The sequence below is a fragment of the Sulfitobacter sp. W074 genome (assembly GCF_025142275.1).
Taxonomy (GTDB): Bacteria; Pseudomonadota; Alphaproteobacteria; order Rhodobacterales; family Rhodobacteraceae; genus Sulfitobacter; species Sulfitobacter profundi.
In genome coordinates this window covers 2,681,292-2,697,141 of the sequence record NZ_CP081130.1, presented here as the reverse complement: position 1 = coordinate 2,697,141, position 15,850 = coordinate 2,681,292, and the positions used below count along the sequence as shown (strand labels likewise).

Here is a 15,850-nt window from a genome sequence, read left to right as displayed (position 1 = left end):
TTGCGGCCATGTGACGGAATGGAGTTTCGCTCATATATGGGTCAGGCGCTGGCCGAGGCCCGCGCCGCTGCCGCGCGTGGCGAGGTGCCGGTGGGGGCGGTTGTCGTCTCACCCGAAGGGCAGATCGTCGCGACGGCAGGCAACGAAACCCGCGCGCGCAACGATCCCACCGCCCATGCCGAGATGCTGGCCCTGCGTGCGGCCTGTGCGGCTGTTGGCTCAGAACGGCTGATCGGTCACGCGCTCTACGTCACGTTGGAGCCCTGCGCGATGTGCGCCGGGGCCATTGCTGCCGCGCGGCTGGAGCGCTTGTTTTATGGTGCGGCAGACCCCAAATCAGGCGGCGTAGCGCAGGGCGCGCGGGTGTTCTCGCATCCCCAGTGCCATCACGCACCGCAGGTCTTTGACGGCATCGCCGCGCGGGACTCAGAGCAGCTTTTAACTGCATTTTTCCAAGCCAAAAGAGGGGGGTAACCCATGGCAGGCAATAGGGATTTGGCGCAATTCGTGCGGGATGCGCTCAGTGCAGGCAAAAGCCGCGTTGAGATCGCCGCAGTGTTGGGCCAAGCGGGCTGGTCAGCGCAAGAGGTCAGCGACGCATTGGAAGGCTGGGCGGATGTGCCCTTTGCCCCGCCGGTGCCACGCCCGCGCCCCGTGGTCACGGCGCGGGATTTTTTCGTCTATGCGCTGATGTTCGGGGCGCTGCTTTTTGGCGCGGGGTATCTGGTGGGGCTGCTGCATGCTTTGATCGACCACTTCATCTCCTCAGAGGGCGGCGGGGCGACCTATCGCATCCGCTGGGCAATGGCGGTGCTGATCGTGACGCTGCCGCTGTACCTGTGGCTGGCCACCCGCGAAAACAGGCGGTTGGCCGCTGATCCGGCGCTGGCGCGCTCGGCCATTCGCAGTTGGATGACCTACGTGACCCTGCTTTTCGCCGCTGCGGTCCTGTTGGGCGATCTGGTAGCGGTGATCTATGCCTTCCTCAGTGGCGACCTGACAGTGCAATTCGCGTTGAAGGCGCTGGTGGTGGCGGGAATCGCCGGGGGCATCTTTGGCTATTACCGCCGCGATGGGCGGCAGGGGGCGACCGGGTGAACCGGCTGTTCTTTGGCGGTGCCGTGGCTGTGGTCTTGGCCGCGCTCCTTGCCGGTTTCGCCGTGGTCGGCGGGCCGGGTCATGCGCGCGCCGAAAGCCGTGACCAGACCCGTCTGGCAGACCTGCGGCACCTCGCCGATGCGCTTATTTGCGAGACTGCAGAGCAGGCGGCGTTCTCTCGCGCCTGTCGCAGCACAGAGCAGAGCCTCCACGATCCGCTGACCGGCGCCGCCTATGAGGTGGCGCGAGGGGCTGAGAGCCTCGCTGTCTGCGCGACTTTTGAGGTGCCTCAAGAGAAAACGGTCGCCTCTGGGCGGGAGCGGCTGCATTTCGACGGGGCGGTGGGGTGCCTGCGCTATCGGCGCGTCCCATCTTCGCGGCAATGGGTGGTGCAGGCGCCCTGAGCGGGAGAGGGGTGCGATTGACGGCCTGCCGCTGCCCGGCGGCTTAGGTCGGTTAAAGCGGCGCTAAGCTCGCCTTACCCGGCTCCACAACGCAAAAGGCCACGCGTAAACCGCGTGGCCTTTTGAAACCGTTCAAAGCAGGCGATCTTACTTGATCTTGCCTTCTTTGTATTCGACGTGCTTGCGCGCAACGGGGTCGTACTTTTTGATGACCATCTTCTCGGTCATGGTGCGTGCGTTCTTCTTGGTCACGTAGAAATGGCCTGTGCCCGCGGACGAGTTCAGGCGGATCTTGATCGTGGTTGGCTTCGCCATGTGTCTTCTCCTGCTGCACGGCCGCGCAGGCGTGCGTGAATTCTGAATTTCGGGTTCTAGTCAGACCCGCGCCCGAGTCAACCGCTATTTGCCCGTCCGGTGCCGAAAGACGCCGGTTTCGTCGAAAAACCTGCCTTTCGGACCTGAAAGGGCAGGAATATGCGCGGAAGGCCTATAAGCCGGATTTTGTACCTGTCCGAAAACAGGCGATGACCATTCCTCTGACTGCACCGTTGCCGATGCAGCTATAGCTGCCAACCCGGACCTGCTGGGGCAGAAGAGCCCCGCCTTTGACCCGAAGATCAACGGCGCGCGGTCCCTATTTGGCATTGCTCCCGGTGGGGCTTGCCGTGCCAGAGCTGTTGCCAGCCCCGCGGTGGGCTCTTACCCCACCGTTTCACCCTTACCCCTTGGGGGTTCCGGCAAGCCGGACCAAGGGGCGGTTTCATTTCTGTGGCGCTTTCCGTCGGGTTGCCCCGCCCGGGCGTTACCCGGCACCGTTTCTTCTTGGAGTCCGGACTTTCCTCTACGTCGCTTTTGCCCCGCAAAAGCGACGCCACGGATGTCACACATGCGTGTGACGGCAGTGGTCGTCGGTCATGCGACGCGAGACGACGCAGCGGCCATCCAGCCTTCCGCGCATCCCCGCCCTAGACGCCGCCGCGTGGCGCGTCAATGGGGGCGGGCAGGGCGGCAAGGTCTGCGGGGGTGAGAGGGCCGCGCCCGTGGGGCCTGAAACGCATCCGCACGGTCTCTAGCAGCGTGGCATCGTCACAGGGCGCGGTGAAGCCTGCGGCTTGCGCGGCGGCGCGGAAGGTATCGGCTGTGGCGGTCTTTGGCGCAACGCCGTCGCCCGCAGACAAGGCCAGCCCCCGCCGCGCCAGCCGTGCCCAATCGAATCGGGGGCCGGGGTCGACCTTTCGGCCCGGTGCCATGCAGGAGTGGCCGATTATCCCTTCGGGCGGGATGCCGTGACGCTCCATGATGCCGGGCAGGAGGATTTCGAGCGCGCGCATCTGCGGTTCTGAGAAGGGGTGATCGCCGCGGTTGTCCAACTCGATCCCGATGGAGCGGGAGTTGATGTCGTCCTGACCCGCCCATTCGCCGACGCCCGCGTGCCAAGCGCGCTGGTCTTCTTTAACCAATTGCAGGATGCGCCCGTTGCCACAGATCAGATAATGCGCAGAGACAGCCGCAGAGGGGTCGCAGAGGCGATCCAGCGCCGCTTGGGCGCTGGTCATGGCCGTGTGGTGGAGGACGATAAGCCGGGGCCGCAGCCCGCCGCGTCGCGGGCCGCAATTCGGCGAGGGATGCGCCGTCACGTCAGGCGCGACAGGCATCTATCAGCCCTGCGCAGCCCGGCGGAAGGGAGTGGGATCCCAGTTGCAGGCGAAGCCATCGCCATCGGGGTCCATGCCCTCGCGGTCCTTTTCGGGGCCACCGGCCTCAAGGAAAGCAATCTGCGCTTGGTCGGCGTGGCTGTACTGCGCGCAGGCACGTTCAAACTTGCGGGCCTTGTTAAAGCCGATACGGCTATAGACCTGCTGACCGACCGATTGGTTGGATTGCAGCGCATAGGCGACGATGTTCGGGCCGACGTTCCGACGCTCTGGCAGTGCTTCGGGCTGAACCACCTGATATTGGGCGCGGTTGGCGGCCACACGGGCCGCGTCGTCTTGAATGCTGCGCTGGCCCGATACCGCGTCAAAGTTGTTCTCGTTCGAGATGCCAACGGCGTTGACCGCGGCGGGGGGCGGGTTCGACGGGCTGGCGTTCACCGGGGAAACGCCCGAGTTGGTCGTGGCGTCATTGCCCAGACCGTTGCTTGCCCCGCCCGGACGGGTCGCCGCCAGAACGCGGGCAGTTTCCGCCGCCGTCGCTTCGGGGGAGCCGTCATCTAACGGCTGGGCGGTCACGTCAGAGGTGAAGCTGCCGTCGCCCGCCAGCGCCGCATCGCGTGCGCGCTGCTCGGCTTCGAAATTGCTGTCGCCAAAGCCGACGCCGCGCCCGCTGTTGATGTTCCCGGAATCGGGGATAGCCGGTTGGCAGGCTGCCAAAAGACCGCCTGCTGTCATCGCTAGAAGTGTCCGTGTGATCATCTGACCCGCTCTCGCCTCTTATTCACCGCCCTGCGGCTTACCACCATTTCTCGGGCTTGGCCACAAAACCGGCCGCCTTCTCCAGCGCATAGGCGGAGGACAGCAACTCGGCCTCTTCCCACGGGCGCCCGATCAGTTGCAGACCCAACGGCAAGCCTGTGGCGCTTTGCCCCGTCGGCAGCGCGACACCGGGCAGACCGGCAAGGTTCACCGTTACGGTGAACACGTCGTTGAGATACATCGCCACCGGATCGGCATCCTTCATCTCGCCCAAACCAAAGGCGGCCGAAGGCGTGGCTGGGGTCAGGATGCTGTCGATGCCTTGGGCAAAGACGTCTTCGAAGTCTTTCTTGATCAGGGTGCGGACCTTGCGGGCGCGGTTGTAATAGGCGTCGTAGAAGCCTGCGGAGAGCACATAGGTGCCAACCATGACGCGGCGCTGCACCTCGTGGCCGAAGCCCTCGGCGCGGGTTTTCTCGTACATCTCGGTGATGCCGTCGCCGTGGTCGAGCTTGGCGCGGTGGCCAAAGCGCACCCCGTCATAGCGCGCGAGGTTCGAGGAAGCTTCGGCAGGCGCGATGACATAATAAGCGGGCAGGGCGTATTTCGTGTGCGGCAGCGAAATGTCGACGATCTCGGCGCCTGCGTCCTTCATCATGGCGATGCCGTCTTGCCAGAGCTTGTCGATCTCTTCGGGCATGCCATCCATGCGGTATTCGCGCGGGATGCCGATTTTCTTGCCACGGATGTCGCCAGTCAGGGCCGCCTCAAAGTCCGGCACGGCCAGATCGGCGCTGGTGCTGTCCTTGGCGTCATGGCCGCACATGGCTTCCAGCATGATCGCGGCGTCGCGCACGGTTTTGGTCATCGGCCCGGCTTGGTCGAGGCTTGAGGCGAAGGCGACGATGCCCCAACGCGAGCAGCGGCCATAGGTCGGCTTGATGCCCACGGTGCCGGTAAAGGCCGCAGGCTGGCGGATCGAGCCGCCGGTGTCGGTGCCGGTCGCGGCGAGGCACAGATCAGCCGCCACGGCGGCGGCAGAGCCACCCGAGGAGCCGCCCGGTGTCAGGTCCGCCGTGTCACCCGCGCGGCGCCACGGATTCACCGCGTTGCCATAGACGGAAGTCTCGTTCGACGAGCCCATGGCGAATTCGTCCATGTTGAGCTTGCCTAGCATGACCGCGCCGCTGTCTTTCAGCTTTTGGCTGACGGTGCTTTCATATTCGGGCAGGAACCCTTCGAGGATGCGGCTGCCCGCTTGGCTTGGCACGCCTTTGGTGCAGAAGAGGTCTTTGATGCCGATGGGCAGGCCGCACATGGCAGGCGCGTCGCCCTGTTTGATGCGCGCGTCAGCCTCGGCGGCCTGTTCCATCGCGATCTCGGGGGTGCGGTGCACAAAGGCGTTCAGCGCGCCTGCGCCGTCGATGGCCTTGAGGCAGGCTTCGGTCAGGTCTTTCGAGGTGGTCTCACCCTTGCGCAGGGCATCGCGGGCTTCGGCAAGGCTCAGTTTGTTCAGATCGGTCATTATTCCACCACCTTCGGCACGGCAAAGAACCCTTCACGGGCATCGGGGGCATTGGCCAGCACGCGGTCCTGCTGGTCGCCATCGGTGACCACATCCTCGCGCCGCTTCAGGCGTTGCGGGGTCACGGAGGTCATCGGCTCGACGCCGTCGACATCCACCTCGGACAGCTGCTCGATAAAGCCGAGGATGTTGTTGAACTCTTCCGCCAGCGCCGGAAGCGCCTCGGGTTCAACCTTGATCCGGGCCAGTTTCGCCACCCGTGCGGCGGTGTTTTCGTCGATCGACATGAACATCTCCATCTCTTTGAGGCTCCTCTACCGTTTGGGGGCGGGCCTCGCAAGGGTTTGAGAGGGGCGAAGCGGAGCCGCGCAGCGCCAGACCGGGGGATGGCGCCTGCTTCGAAGCAGTTGGGCAATTTATGTTTGCTGGGGTATTGCGCGATGGCGGGATGGCGTCCGGCTTGCAGAAGCGCCAGCCCGTTGGGCCGGTCTGGCGCTGCCCGGCGGGCATGCGCCCTTGATTCCGGGCTGGTGGCATGCGGAGGCGTTTACTTGATTCCGCGCTTCGGAGGGTCAAATCTGACGTGAAACCCACATCACTCAGGAGACCCTCATGAACATCATCTGGCTCGGCCACGGCTCATTCCGCATCGAGATCGAAGATCAAGTGCTGCTGATCGACCCTTGGCTCAAGGACAACCCGATGCTGCCTGAGGAACACCATGCCGAGGCGATCAAAGGCGCGACTCAAATCCTCGTCACCCACGGCCATTTCGACCACACGGCTGACATCGCCGATATCGCCAGCCGGACCAATGCGCCGGTGGCGGGGATGGTCGAACTGATGGTCTGGCTGGAAAGCAAAGGCGTCGCACAAACCACCGGCTTTAACAAAGGCGGGACGATCCGCACGGGCGAAGTGGCGATCACCATGGTTCCGGCCTCGCATTCCTCATCCGTGGAAGGCGACAACGGGCCGATCTACACCGGGATGGAGACGGGGTTCATGATCTCGGGCGAGGGGCATACGATCTATCATTCCGGCGACACGGCGATCATGGCGGATATGGATTGGATGGGCGACTACCACAAACCCGACATCGGCATTCTATCCGCGGGCGGGCATTTCACGATGGACATGGCGCAGGCCGCCTATGCCGCGAAACGCTATTTTAATTTCAAGACGGTTATCCCCTGCCACTACCGCACCTTCGACGCGCTGGAGCAGTCGGCGCAGGCGTTGACCGATGGCCTGCCCGGCGTCGATGTGGTGGAGCCGCAGGTGATGCAGCCGATCACCGTCTGACCAACTGCCCCGACCGCCTTGCGCGCCAAGGCGGAACGGGGGATACCTGAATGAACCACCGGGGAAATGCCATGTTTGCCAAAACGACTGCCGTGATCTTGTTGCTGACGCTGGGGGCCTGCGCCCCGCTGGACCGGGCCGAGCCTACCGGCAGTGTCGGCTTTACCGGCGTGGGTGGTGACCGGCCAGTCATCTTCCCGGCGCATCTTTTGGTGTACCAGCCGCAATAGACGTAAGGCGGCTGAGATGCCCAAAGAAGGTCACTTCATCAACCGCAGCAATTGGCTGCGCGCTGCCGTTTTGGGGGCCAACGACGGTATCGTCTCTTCTGCCAGCCTGCTGGTGGGGGTGAGCGCGGCAGGTATGGCGCAGGGCAATGTCTTGCTGACCGGGCTTGCGGGGCTCACCGCCGGGGCGCTGTCAATGGCGGCAGGGGAGTATGTCTCGGTCTCGGCACAGGCGGATGTTGAGAAGGCCGATTTGGAGCGCGAGCGCGTGGCCCTGATCGAAGACCCGGATTACGAGCTGAGCGAACTTGCCGAAGGGCTGGAGAACCGGGGCGTGGAAAGTGACCTCGCGTTGGAAGTCGCAGCACAGATGACCGACCATGACGCCTTGGGCGCCCACGCGCGCGAAGAGTTGGGCATGTTCGGCCTTGCCGGTCAGGCCGATCCGCTGCAGGCGGCGGGCGCCTCGGCGCTGGCCTTTGCCTTGGGCGGCGGGCTGCCCTTGTTGGCGGCTGTTCTGGCCCCTGCGGGGGCGCGTGGCCTGACGATCGCTTTGGTTGCGTTGCTGGCGCTGGTGCTGCTTGGCGCGGGCGGGGCACAATTGGGCGGTGCGCCGAAACGGCCCGCCATCAGGCGTGTCGTTTTCTGGGGTGGTTTGGCCATGGCCGTGACCGCGGGGGTCGGCCATCTTTTCGGAGCGACTGGCTGACCGCTTTGACTTTAAATGCCGCCAAAGAAAAAGGCCGACCCCTTTCAGGGCCGGCCTTTCGCATCAGATGGTCCAGCGATTACTCGCGGTTGCCGAAGAGCGACAGCAACATCATGAACATGTTGATGAAGTCCAGATAGAGGCTCAGCGCGCCCATGATCGCGGCCTTGCCCAGCCACTCAGTGTCGCCGTGATGCGCGTGGGCCAGATACTCGGTCTTGATCTTCTGGGTGTCATAGGCGGTCAGACCCGCGAAGATCAGAACACCGATGGCCGAGATCGCGAACATCAGCGCCGAAGAGGCGAGGAAGATATTAACGATCGACGCGACGACCAGACCGATCACGCCCATGATCAAGAAGCTGCCCCAGCCGGAGATGTCCTTCTTGGTGGTGTAGCCCCAGAGCGACAGACCGGCGAAGGCGATCGATGTGATCAAAAAGACCTGCGCGATGGAATAGCCGGTGAAGACCAGAAAGATCGAGCTGATCGAGATGCCCATGACGGCAGCGAAGGCGTAGAACACGACCTGCGCCGTGGCCGCCGACATTTTGTTGATCATCGCGCTAAAGCCAAAGACAAAAGCGAGCGGCGCGAACATTACGACCCATTTCAGCGGCGAGGCATAGAGCGCATAGCCCAACTGCGTCAGGTACTTATCTTGGCTAAGCTGCGCCACGGCGGCGGAGGGGTCGGAGGTAACCGACAGCCCAGAGATCGCCCAAGCCGCGGCGAAGGTGATGAGCATGCCGATCGACATGGTGCCATACACCTTGTTCATATGAGCGCGCAGACCCTCGTCGATCGCGGCGACGCGCGACCCGGCAGCAGAGCGAATTGAATTGACGTCAGCCATTTAGTGACTCCCATTGGCAAAGTTGCGTGTCGAAACCCGGCCGACACGTTCTTGGCTTTGAATATCGGGCCTGAAGGGGCGAATTTCAAGTGTCTTGCAACCTGATATCACGGCAATAATCGCGGGTTTCGCCCCGGATTTGTCAGGGGCGCGCGCTGAGGGTCGGTAAGACCTCTGTTTCGGGCGGGCGGGTCGCCCAAGGTGCGGTGATCGGCGGAAAAGCACCGATGCTTCGGCGGCGCGGCGGGGCGCGGGTAACGGTGACGTGAACCACCCGAGAGCCAGAAAAACGGCATTTGAACTATTCCGGGGGGAACCGATTGATATTCTTCGCGTTCATCCAATGGTTGCCGAGCGGAAAACCACTACAGCCAAGGAAACTTGGAGATTCAACGCCCGCCGGTCAAAGAGAGAGAGGGGCAGTGCACCGCCTGAGGTTGCGGTCGAAACGGAACGGATTTTTACCATCACGTGAAATTTCTTTGCCGAATTCAACGCAACCGCTATGATAGGAGGTAGGACTTTCACGCAACCCCTGCGGTATTGCGTGAAGCAACGGCACACTTCGTCCTTGTTTGGAACAGAGATTGGCACGGTCGCATGTGCCCTATAAGGATTAAAGAATATGGTGCATGTGGTAGATGTACATGTGGGTAAACGTATCAGGCAGCGGCGCTGGCTGACGGGGATGACCCAACAGAAACTGGCGGAACTCGTCGGAATCAAATTCCAACAGATACAAAAATACGAAACCGGCGCCAACCGCGTCAGCGCTTCGCGGCTTTGGGATATCGCGGATGCGCTTGGCGTGCCTGTGTCTTTCTTCTTTGAAGGATTGAAAGACGAAGAGGTCGCAGATGGCCCAGCGGTGGACGGGCTGCCAGCCGATCTGATGGCCGACAAAGAGGCGATGGAGCTGGTCCGTTCTTACTATGCCATCCCCGAGAACCAGCGCCGCCGGTTGTTCGAACTGGCCCGCGTGCTGAGCGATGTGGCCTGATCCCATCCGGGTCGTCTTTCTTGGCCTAGCTTTTGAAGGGCCAACATTCTAAGGCCCGACTTTCTAAAGCATTGGCAGGCTTGCGCAAACCCGCGCAAACTGTCAGGTCTTCGTCATGATGAACGCCACTGATTTTGATCCTGATATTCGCCGCGTCGCCCATCTGATGGCGGATGCGGCGCGTCAGGTGATCCTGCCCTATTTCCGCAGCCTTGATTTGCAGGCCGACAACAAGCTCGGTACCGGTTTTGACCCCGTGACCGAGGCGGATCGCGCCGCCGAACGGGCGATGCGCGATATCTTGGCGGCGGAACGGCCCGCCGATGGCATCTTGGGCGAGGAATATGGCGCGCAGCCCGGCACGTCGGGGCTGACATGGGTGCTTGACCCGATTGACGGCACACGCGGGTTTCTCAGCGGCACGCCGACTTGGGGCGTGCTGATCGCGGTCAGCGATGCGTCGGGGCCATTCTACGGCATCATTGACCAGCCCTATATCGGCGAGCGGTTCGAGGGCGCACCGGATGGCGCGCTGATGACCGGGCCGCATGGAAGCCGCCCCCTGCAGGCCCGCGCGGCGCGGGACCTGCGACAGGCCATCGTTTTCACCACATTCCCCGAGGTCGGCAGCCCCGATGAGGCCAGTGCCTTTCGGGCCGTGGCCTCGCAGGCGCTGCTGACCCGCTATGGCATGGATTGCTACGCCTATGCTTTGGTCGCGGCCGGGCAGGTCGATCTGGTGATCGAGGCAGGATTGAACGCCTATGACATTCAAGCGCCAATCGCAGTGATCCAAGCGGCAGGGGGGATCGTCACCGATTGGCAGGGCAACCCGGTGCATGAGGGGGGCAGGGCGCTTGCGGCGGCCAACCGCGAAATCCACGCGCAGGCGCTTGCGGTCCTTTCCGCATATTGATCCAATTGTCGAAACCCGCGGATTGACCGGCCCCGGCGGGATGCGATAAATGCCGTAAAGGCCGGTTCTCTCGCCCGTTTTCCATCGGCCACACACACTTTGCATGAGACGGGCATAGCGAAAAGTGTGACCTATGGCAGAGACCCTCATCCGCGGCGCGGATTACCTTATCACGATGGACGATACCCGGCGCGAGCTTGCCGGTGCAGACCTGTTGCTGCGCGACGGGGTGATTGCCGAGATCGGGCAGGGCCTTCGGACGGAGGGCGAGATTGTCGAGGCGAAGGGTTGCATCGTCACGCCGGGACTCGTGAACACGCATCACCACCTTTACCAGAGCATGACCCGCGCCGTGCCGGGCGCACAGGATGCGCTGCTCTTTGGCTGGTTGCAGCGGCTCTATCCGATCTGGGCGCGTATGGGGCCGGAGCATATGTCCGTCTCGGCCCAGATTGGGTTGGCGGAACTGGCGCTGTCGGGCTGTAGCCTGAGTTCGGACCACCTTTATCTCTACCCAAACGGCGTGCGGCTGGAGGATACGATCCACGCCGCCGCCGAACTGGGCCTGCGGTTTCACCCCACGCGCGGCTCGATGAGCATCGGTGAAAGCGATGGTGGCCTGCCACCCGATGCGCTGGTGGAGCGGGAAGCGGCGATCTTGGAAGATTGCATCCGCGTGGTCGACGCCTTCCATGATCCTGCCGAAGGGTCGATGTGTCGTGTCGGATTGGCACCTTGTTCACCTTTCTCGGTCAGTCGCGAGTTGATGCGCGACACGGCGCTTCTGGCGCGGGACAAAGGCGTGATGCTGCACACCCATCTGGCCGAGAATGCCGAGGATGTGGCCTATTCGCTGGAGAAATTCGGCTGCCGCCCCGGAGAATATGCCGAAAGCCTTGGTTGGCTGGGCGATGACGTCTGGCATGCCCATTGTGTGCAGTTGGACGCGTCTGAGATTGACCTCTTTGCCCGGACCCGCACCGGGGTCGCGCATTGCCCCTGTTCCAATTGCCGCCTTGGGTCAGGCATCGCGCCGGTACGGGCGATGCTGGATGCAGGCGTGCCGCTGGGGCTGGGGGTCGATGGATCGGCCAGCAACGACAGCGGCAATCTGGCAGCCGAGGCGCGGCAGGCGATGTTGTTGCAGCGCGTGGCGCGCGGCGCTGATGCGATGAGCCCCCGCGCCGCCTTGGAACTGGCCACACGCGGCGGGGCGGATGTGCTGGGGCGCCCTGATTGCGGGCGGCTGATGGTCGGCAAACGCGCCGATGTGGCAATTTGGGACGTTTCCGGCGTGCATAGTGCGGGCAGTTGGGATCCGGCTGCGCTGCTTCTTGCCGGTCCGACGGCGGTGCGCGACCTTTTCGTTGAAGGCCGTCAGGTGGTGCGCGATGGTCACGTCACCACGATTGACTTGGCCGCACAGGTGGCGCGGCAAAACGAATTGGCGAAAGGCTTGGCTGAATGAGGCCATTTTTTCTATCGATCCTGATGCTGGCAGGCATGCCGGCATTGGCCGACCCCATGGGGTTGGAGCGCGTAAATGCGTTGCGGGATGTGCAGGGGCTCAAACCCCTCGTCTATGATGGCCGTTTGGCGCAGGCGGCCCAAACCCATGCCAGCGATATGGCAGAGCATGACTATTTCAGCCACAAAGGCCGCGATGGCACGGATGTGGGCCGTCGTGCCGCGATGGCGGGCTATCAATGGTGTTTTGTGGCCGAGAATATCGCCAAGGGCCAGCAGTCATTGGATGAGGTCATGACCGGCTGGACCAACTCGCCGGGGCATTACCGCAATATGGTCGACAGCCGTGCCGAAGAGATGGGGCTGGTGCAGGCCGATAGTGAAGTTTGGGTGATGGTGCTGGGCGCGCCCTGCTGAGGCGACCCACTCACGGTTGGCGCGTTACGCCGTGCCACCCCGACGCGCACCCGCAACCCAAACATCTGCAATCGCCCGATCATCGCCCATCATGATGGTGGCGAAGAGGCTTTCCCAGATATCCTTGGCTGCCGCGTGACGCTGAGCGATGGCGGGGGTGGAGTTGAGCGATAGCACGGTGATATCCGCCTCCATCCCTTCGGCCAGACTGCCGACGTGATCCTGCAGATGCAGGCTGCGGGCCGAGCCTGCGGTGGCGAGCCAGATCAGCTGCGCCGCGTGCAGCGGGGTGCCGCGCAACTGGCCGACCTCATAGGCTGCGGCCATCGTTCGCAGCATCGAGAAGGAAGAGCCGCCCCCGGTATCCGTTGCCAGCGCCAGCGGAATGCCCCGCGCCGCGAGGCCCGTCATGTCAAACAGCCCCGAACCGATAAACGTATTGGAGGTGGGGCAATGCACCAGCGCCCCGCCTGTCTCTGCCAGCCGGTCAATCTCACGCGGCTCTAGGTGGATCGCATGGCCGTAGAGCCCGCGTTCGCCTAGCAGCCCATGGGCCTCATAGGTATCAAGGTAATCGCGCGCCTCTGGGAACAGGCCGCGCACCCATTCGATCTCATCCGTTTGTTCGCTGAGGTGGGTCTGCATCAGGCAGGTCGGATGCTCTGCCCAAAGCGCGCCTAGGGCCGAGAGTTGTTCGGGCGTTGAGGTCGGAGAGAAACGCGGCGTGATCGCATAGCTCGCGCGGCCCTTGCCGTGCCAACGCTCGATCAGCGCTTTGCTGTCATCATAGGCCGATTGCACCGTGTCGCGCAGCCCCTCGGGGGCGTTGCGGTCCATGCAGGTCTTGCCCGCTACGATCCGTTGGCCGCGATCCTCTGCCGCCTGAAACAGCGCGTCGGCGCTGTGGGGGTGGATCGTGCAGTAAGACGCAACAGTGGTGGTCCCATGGGCCAGCGTCAGGTCCAAATAGCGCGCGGCGATGTCGCCCGCATAGGCCGGATCCGAAAGGCGCATCTCTTCGGGGAAGGTGTAGGTGTTCAGCCAGTCGATCAGCCGCTTGCCCCATGACGCGATGATCGCGGTCTGCGGATAATGCACGTGGGCATCGACAAAGCCCGGACAAATCAACGCATCGCCATAGCGCGTCACCTCGGCCTGCGGATGGTCGGCACGCAGGCGTTCGCCATTGCCCACGGCGACAATGCGACTGTCTTCGATCAAGACACCGCCTTCGGTGTCGATCTTCACGGCATCCTCCCACGCGCTTTGCATCGGGTTGCCGGAATAGCTGAGCGTCGCGCCCAAAAGGAGTCGTTGATTTGTCATGCCAGTGGTTTAGGTGAGGGCGAGACGGGGAACAATACCGAAGCGTCGCGGGCGGCATTGTGCCCGTGCGGGCGCTTGCATATTGTCGGCCCAAAGCGCAGCACAGGCACGGAGAACGCGGATGGCAGAGCAGATCGAAGAGCTGGATCCGGCGGTAGCCTCTGAGGAGAATGCCGAAGCCTATATGCTGGACCGCAAGGCCGTTGCCGCGATCCTTGAGACCGTAGAGGCCAACGATCAAGCCCATCTGACCCAGTTGATGGAACCGCTGCACGCGGCGGATATCGCTGACCTTTTGGAACAGATCGACGAGGATGACCGCGCAGCGCTGATCCGGCTTTACGGGCAGGAATTCGACGGTGAGATTCTGTCGGAACTCGACGAGTCGATCCGCGAAGAAGTCATCTCCATCCTGACGCCGCAGGTTTTGACCCAAGCGGTGCGTGAGTTGGACAGCGATGATGTCGTCGACCTGATCGAAGATCTGGAAGACGCGCAGCAGGAAACCATCCTCGACGCGCTGGAGGAAACCGACCGGGTCGCCGTTGAACAGGCGCTGAACTGGCCAGAATACTCCGCCGGTCGTCTGATGCAGCGCGAGGTTGTGATGGCGCCCGAGCATTGGACGGTGGGCCAGACCATTGACCATCTGCGCGCCACCAAGGAAGAAGACCTGCCAGATCAGTTCTATCACATCGTCATGGTCGACCCGCGCCTGCACCCGGTGGGCAACGTGACACTGGGCAAGCTGATGCGCTCGCGCCGCGAGACGCGGCTGGCGGATATCTTGGAGGAAACCTTCCAGATCATCCCCGCGATGCGGGATGAGGGCGATGTGGCCTATGCGTTTAACCAGTACCACCTGATCTCGGCCCCTGTGGTTGATGAAGAGGGGCGGTTGATCGGCGTCATCACCATCGACGACGCCATGGCGGTGCTCGATGAAGAGCACGAAGAAGACATCCTGCGACTGGCGGGTGTGGGCGAGGGCTCACTTTCCGACCGTGTGGCGGAAACGACCAAACAGCGTCTGCCATGGCTTGCGGTGAACCTTGTAACGGCGATTGCCGCGTCGATGGTGATTTCGCAGTTCGAAGCCGCCATCGCGCAGATCGTGGCGCTGGCGGTGCTGATGCCGATCGTCGCCTCCATGGGCGGCAACGCGGGCACGCAGAGCCTGACCGTCGCGGTGCGTGCGATTGCGACGAAAGACCTTACCGGCTCGAACGTCTGGCGGGTGATCCGGCGGGAGGTTCTGGTGGGGCTGGTGAACGGTCTGATCTTTGCGGTGATCATGGGGATTGTCGGGGTGATCTGGTTCGGCTCTCCGGCGCTTGGCTATGTGATCGCGACCGCGATGGTGATCAACCTTGTGGTGGCAGGGCTGGCTGGCACCGGTATTCCGATCTTGCTGGAGCGGTTCGGGATTGACCCGGCGCTCGCCTCGGGGGCCTTTGTGACCACGGTGACGGATGTTGTCGGCTTCTTTGCCTTCCTCGGTCTCGCGGCGCTGGTGCTTTTGTGAGCGAGGCTGCAGCGCGTAAGGCCGCGGCGCGCAAGGCCGCCTTTGCCCGCCGCAAGCCGTTGTTTGAACAGGCGAATGCCGCGCAGGCTGGGTATCTGTCTGAAGTTTTGGCAGGCTATCGCGGCGTGCCGCTTTCAGGCTTCATGCCCATTCGCACCGAAATCGACCCCCGCCCGGCCCTGGCCGAAGCCTGCGCCCACGGCCCGGTCGGCGTGCCGGTGATCATGTGGCCCGACCACCCGTTGTCGTTCTCGCGCTGGACACCCGAGACGCCGATGGTGGCGGGCACTTTCGGCGCGATGATCCCCGAACATAACGATTTTTTCGAACCCGAGATCGTGATCGTTCCGCTGCTGGCCTTTAACCGCGCAGGCGCGCGGCTGGGCTATGGCGGCGGATTTTATGATCGGACACTGGCGATGCTGCGCGCGCGCCGGGCCACCATGGCAATCGGTTTCGCCTTTGCCGGGCAGGAGAGCGACGACGTTCCGTTGGAAGACACCGATGAGCCGCTGGATCTGATCGTGACAGAGGCCGGGGTGATTGAGGTGGCGTGACGTTAACCCGCCCACGTGGAATAAGGCCCCGCGCTGAGTAAGGCCCCAAATGGAACGAGGCCCCACGCGGAATAATGCCCCAAGCGGAATAAGGGTTGCCGCCA

General features: G+C 63.2%; 19 protein-coding genes and 1 other RNA gene. 12 read left to right on the top strand and 8 right to left on the bottom strand.

Features of this window, described 5'->3' with window-relative positions; translation table 11 throughout:
- Window positions 1-18: 18 nt before the first annotated feature.
- From K3762_RS13325 to K3762_RS13315, 3 genes are read left to right on the top strand one after another with little or no spacing between them, the layout of a single operon-like run.
- Entirely contained in the window at window positions 19-474 is a 456-nt protein-coding gene (locus tag K3762_RS13325) for a nucleoside deaminase (RefSeq protein WP_120351572.1), read from the top strand.
- A gap of 3 nt (window positions 475-477) precedes the next feature.
- Window positions 478-1,098: a DUF5671 domain-containing protein gene (locus tag K3762_RS13320; RefSeq protein WP_132444415.1), complete on the top strand. Its 621-nt coding sequence runs from the start codon at window positions 478-480 to the stop codon at window positions 1,096-1,098.
- Window positions 1,095-1,502 (top strand): hypothetical protein, encoded by a 408-nt coding sequence (locus tag K3762_RS13315; protein WP_132444416.1) that lies wholly within the window; start codon window positions 1,095-1,097, stop codon window positions 1,500-1,502. The genes K3762_RS13320 and K3762_RS13315 overlap by 4 nt, the downstream gene beginning before the upstream one ends.
- Window positions 1,503-1,649: 147 nt before the next feature.
- Here the strand turns inward: K3762_RS13315 and rpmG are convergent, their stop codons facing one another.
- From rpmG to gatC, 6 genes are all read right to left on the bottom strand, one after another.
- The gene (rpmG, locus tag K3762_RS13310) at window positions 1,650-1,817 is read right to left on the bottom strand and encodes a 50S ribosomal protein L33 (protein WP_007119221.1); all 168 of its coding nucleotides are present in this window, start codon (window positions 1,815-1,817) and stop codon (window positions 1,650-1,652) included.
- 159 nt (window positions 1,818-1,976) lie between these two features.
- Window positions 1,977-2,456, bottom strand: an RNA gene (gene rnpB / locus K3762_RS13305) — RNase P RNA component class A.
- 11 nt (window positions 2,457-2,467) lie between these two features.
- Entirely contained in the window at window positions 2,468-3,157 is a 690-nt protein-coding gene (locus tag K3762_RS13300; protein ID WP_260009898.1) for an N-acetylmuramoyl-L-alanine amidase, read from the bottom strand.
- A gap of 3 nt (window positions 3,158-3,160) precedes the next feature.
- Complete coding sequence (locus K3762_RS13295; protein ID WP_260009896.1) at window positions 3,161-3,916, bottom strand: hypothetical protein; 756 nt, start codon at window positions 3,914-3,916, stop codon at window positions 3,161-3,163.
- A 37-nt stretch (window positions 3,917-3,953) separates the two neighbouring features.
- Complete coding sequence (gene gatA, locus K3762_RS13290; protein WP_120351567.1) at window positions 3,954-5,441, bottom strand: Asp-tRNA(Asn)/Glu-tRNA(Gln) amidotransferase subunit GatA; 1,488 nt, start codon at window positions 5,439-5,441, stop codon at window positions 3,954-3,956.
- A complete protein-coding gene (gatC, locus tag K3762_RS13285; RefSeq protein WP_067627510.1) occupies window positions 5,441-5,728 on the bottom strand; it encodes an Asp-tRNA(Asn)/Glu-tRNA(Gln) amidotransferase subunit GatC in 288 nt (95 codons plus the stop codon). Before gatC ends, gatA begins: the two co-directional genes overlap by 1 nt.
- A gap of 325 nt (window positions 5,729-6,053) precedes the next feature.
- Between gatC and K3762_RS13280 the strand changes: the two genes are divergently transcribed.
- The 3 genes from K3762_RS13280 (at window position 6,054) to K3762_RS13270 (ending at window position 7,682) form a co-directional block, all read left to right on the top strand.
- Entirely contained in the window at window positions 6,054-6,746 is a 693-nt protein-coding gene (locus tag K3762_RS13280; protein ID WP_260009885.1) for a metal-dependent hydrolase, read from the top strand.
- A gap of 71 nt (window positions 6,747-6,817) precedes the next feature.
- Window positions 6,818-6,976: a hypothetical protein gene (locus K3762_RS13275; RefSeq protein WP_165935557.1), complete on the top strand. Its 159-nt coding sequence runs from the start codon at window positions 6,818-6,820 to the stop codon at window positions 6,974-6,976.
- A 16-nt stretch (window positions 6,977-6,992) separates the two neighbouring features.
- The gene (locus K3762_RS13270; RefSeq protein WP_260009883.1) at window positions 6,993-7,682 is read left to right on the top strand and encodes a VIT family protein; all 690 of its coding nucleotides are present in this window, start codon (window positions 6,993-6,995) and stop codon (window positions 7,680-7,682) included.
- Window positions 7,683-7,761: 79 nt separating this feature from the next.
- Here the strand turns inward: K3762_RS13270 and K3762_RS13265 are convergent, their stop codons facing one another.
- On the bottom strand, window positions 7,762-8,538 hold the full coding sequence (locus tag K3762_RS13265) for a Bax inhibitor-1/YccA family protein (RefSeq protein ID WP_067627480.1): 777 nt from the start codon (window positions 8,536-8,538) through the stop codon (window positions 7,762-7,764).
- A 625-nt stretch (window positions 8,539-9,163) separates the two neighbouring features.
- Here K3762_RS13265 and K3762_RS13260 point away from each other — a divergent pair.
- The 4 genes from K3762_RS13260 (at window position 9,164) to K3762_RS13245 (ending at window position 12,338) form a co-directional block, all read left to right on the top strand.
- Window positions 9,164-9,538: a helix-turn-helix domain-containing protein gene (locus tag K3762_RS13260; RefSeq protein WP_120351565.1), complete on the top strand. Its 375-nt coding sequence runs from the start codon at window positions 9,164-9,166 to the stop codon at window positions 9,536-9,538.
- Between the two features lie 115 nt (window positions 9,539-9,653).
- Entirely contained in the window at window positions 9,654-10,454 is an 801-nt protein-coding gene (hisN, locus tag K3762_RS13255) for a histidinol-phosphatase (RefSeq protein WP_120351564.1), read from the top strand.
- A 133-nt stretch (window positions 10,455-10,587) separates the two neighbouring features.
- Entirely contained in the window at window positions 10,588-11,922 is a 1,335-nt protein-coding gene (locus K3762_RS13250) for an 8-oxoguanine deaminase (RefSeq protein WP_132444421.1), read from the top strand.
- A complete protein-coding gene (locus K3762_RS13245) occupies window positions 11,919-12,338 on the top strand; it encodes a CAP domain-containing protein (protein WP_120351562.1) in 420 nt (139 codons plus the stop codon). Before K3762_RS13250 ends, K3762_RS13245 begins: the two co-directional genes overlap by 4 nt.
- Before the next feature lie 24 nt (window positions 12,339-12,362).
- On the opposite strand, the gene guaD is transcribed toward K3762_RS13245, so the two are convergent.
- The gene (gene guaD, locus K3762_RS13240; protein WP_260009880.1) at window positions 12,363-13,664 is read right to left on the bottom strand and encodes a guanine deaminase; all 1,302 of its coding nucleotides are present in this window, start codon (window positions 13,662-13,664) and stop codon (window positions 12,363-12,365) included.
- 121 nt (window positions 13,665-13,785) lie between these two features.
- Between guaD and mgtE the strand changes: the two genes are divergently transcribed.
- Window positions 13,786-15,189 (top strand): magnesium transporter, encoded by a 1,404-nt coding sequence (gene mgtE, locus K3762_RS13235; RefSeq protein ID WP_120351560.1) that lies wholly within the window; start codon window positions 13,786-13,788, stop codon window positions 15,187-15,189.
- The gene (locus K3762_RS13230) at window positions 15,186-15,746 is read left to right on the top strand and encodes a 5-formyltetrahydrofolate cyclo-ligase (protein ID WP_260009877.1); all 561 of its coding nucleotides are present in this window, start codon (window positions 15,186-15,188) and stop codon (window positions 15,744-15,746) included. Before mgtE ends, K3762_RS13230 begins: the two co-directional genes overlap by 4 nt.
- Window positions 15,747-15,850 lie beyond the last annotated feature (104 nt).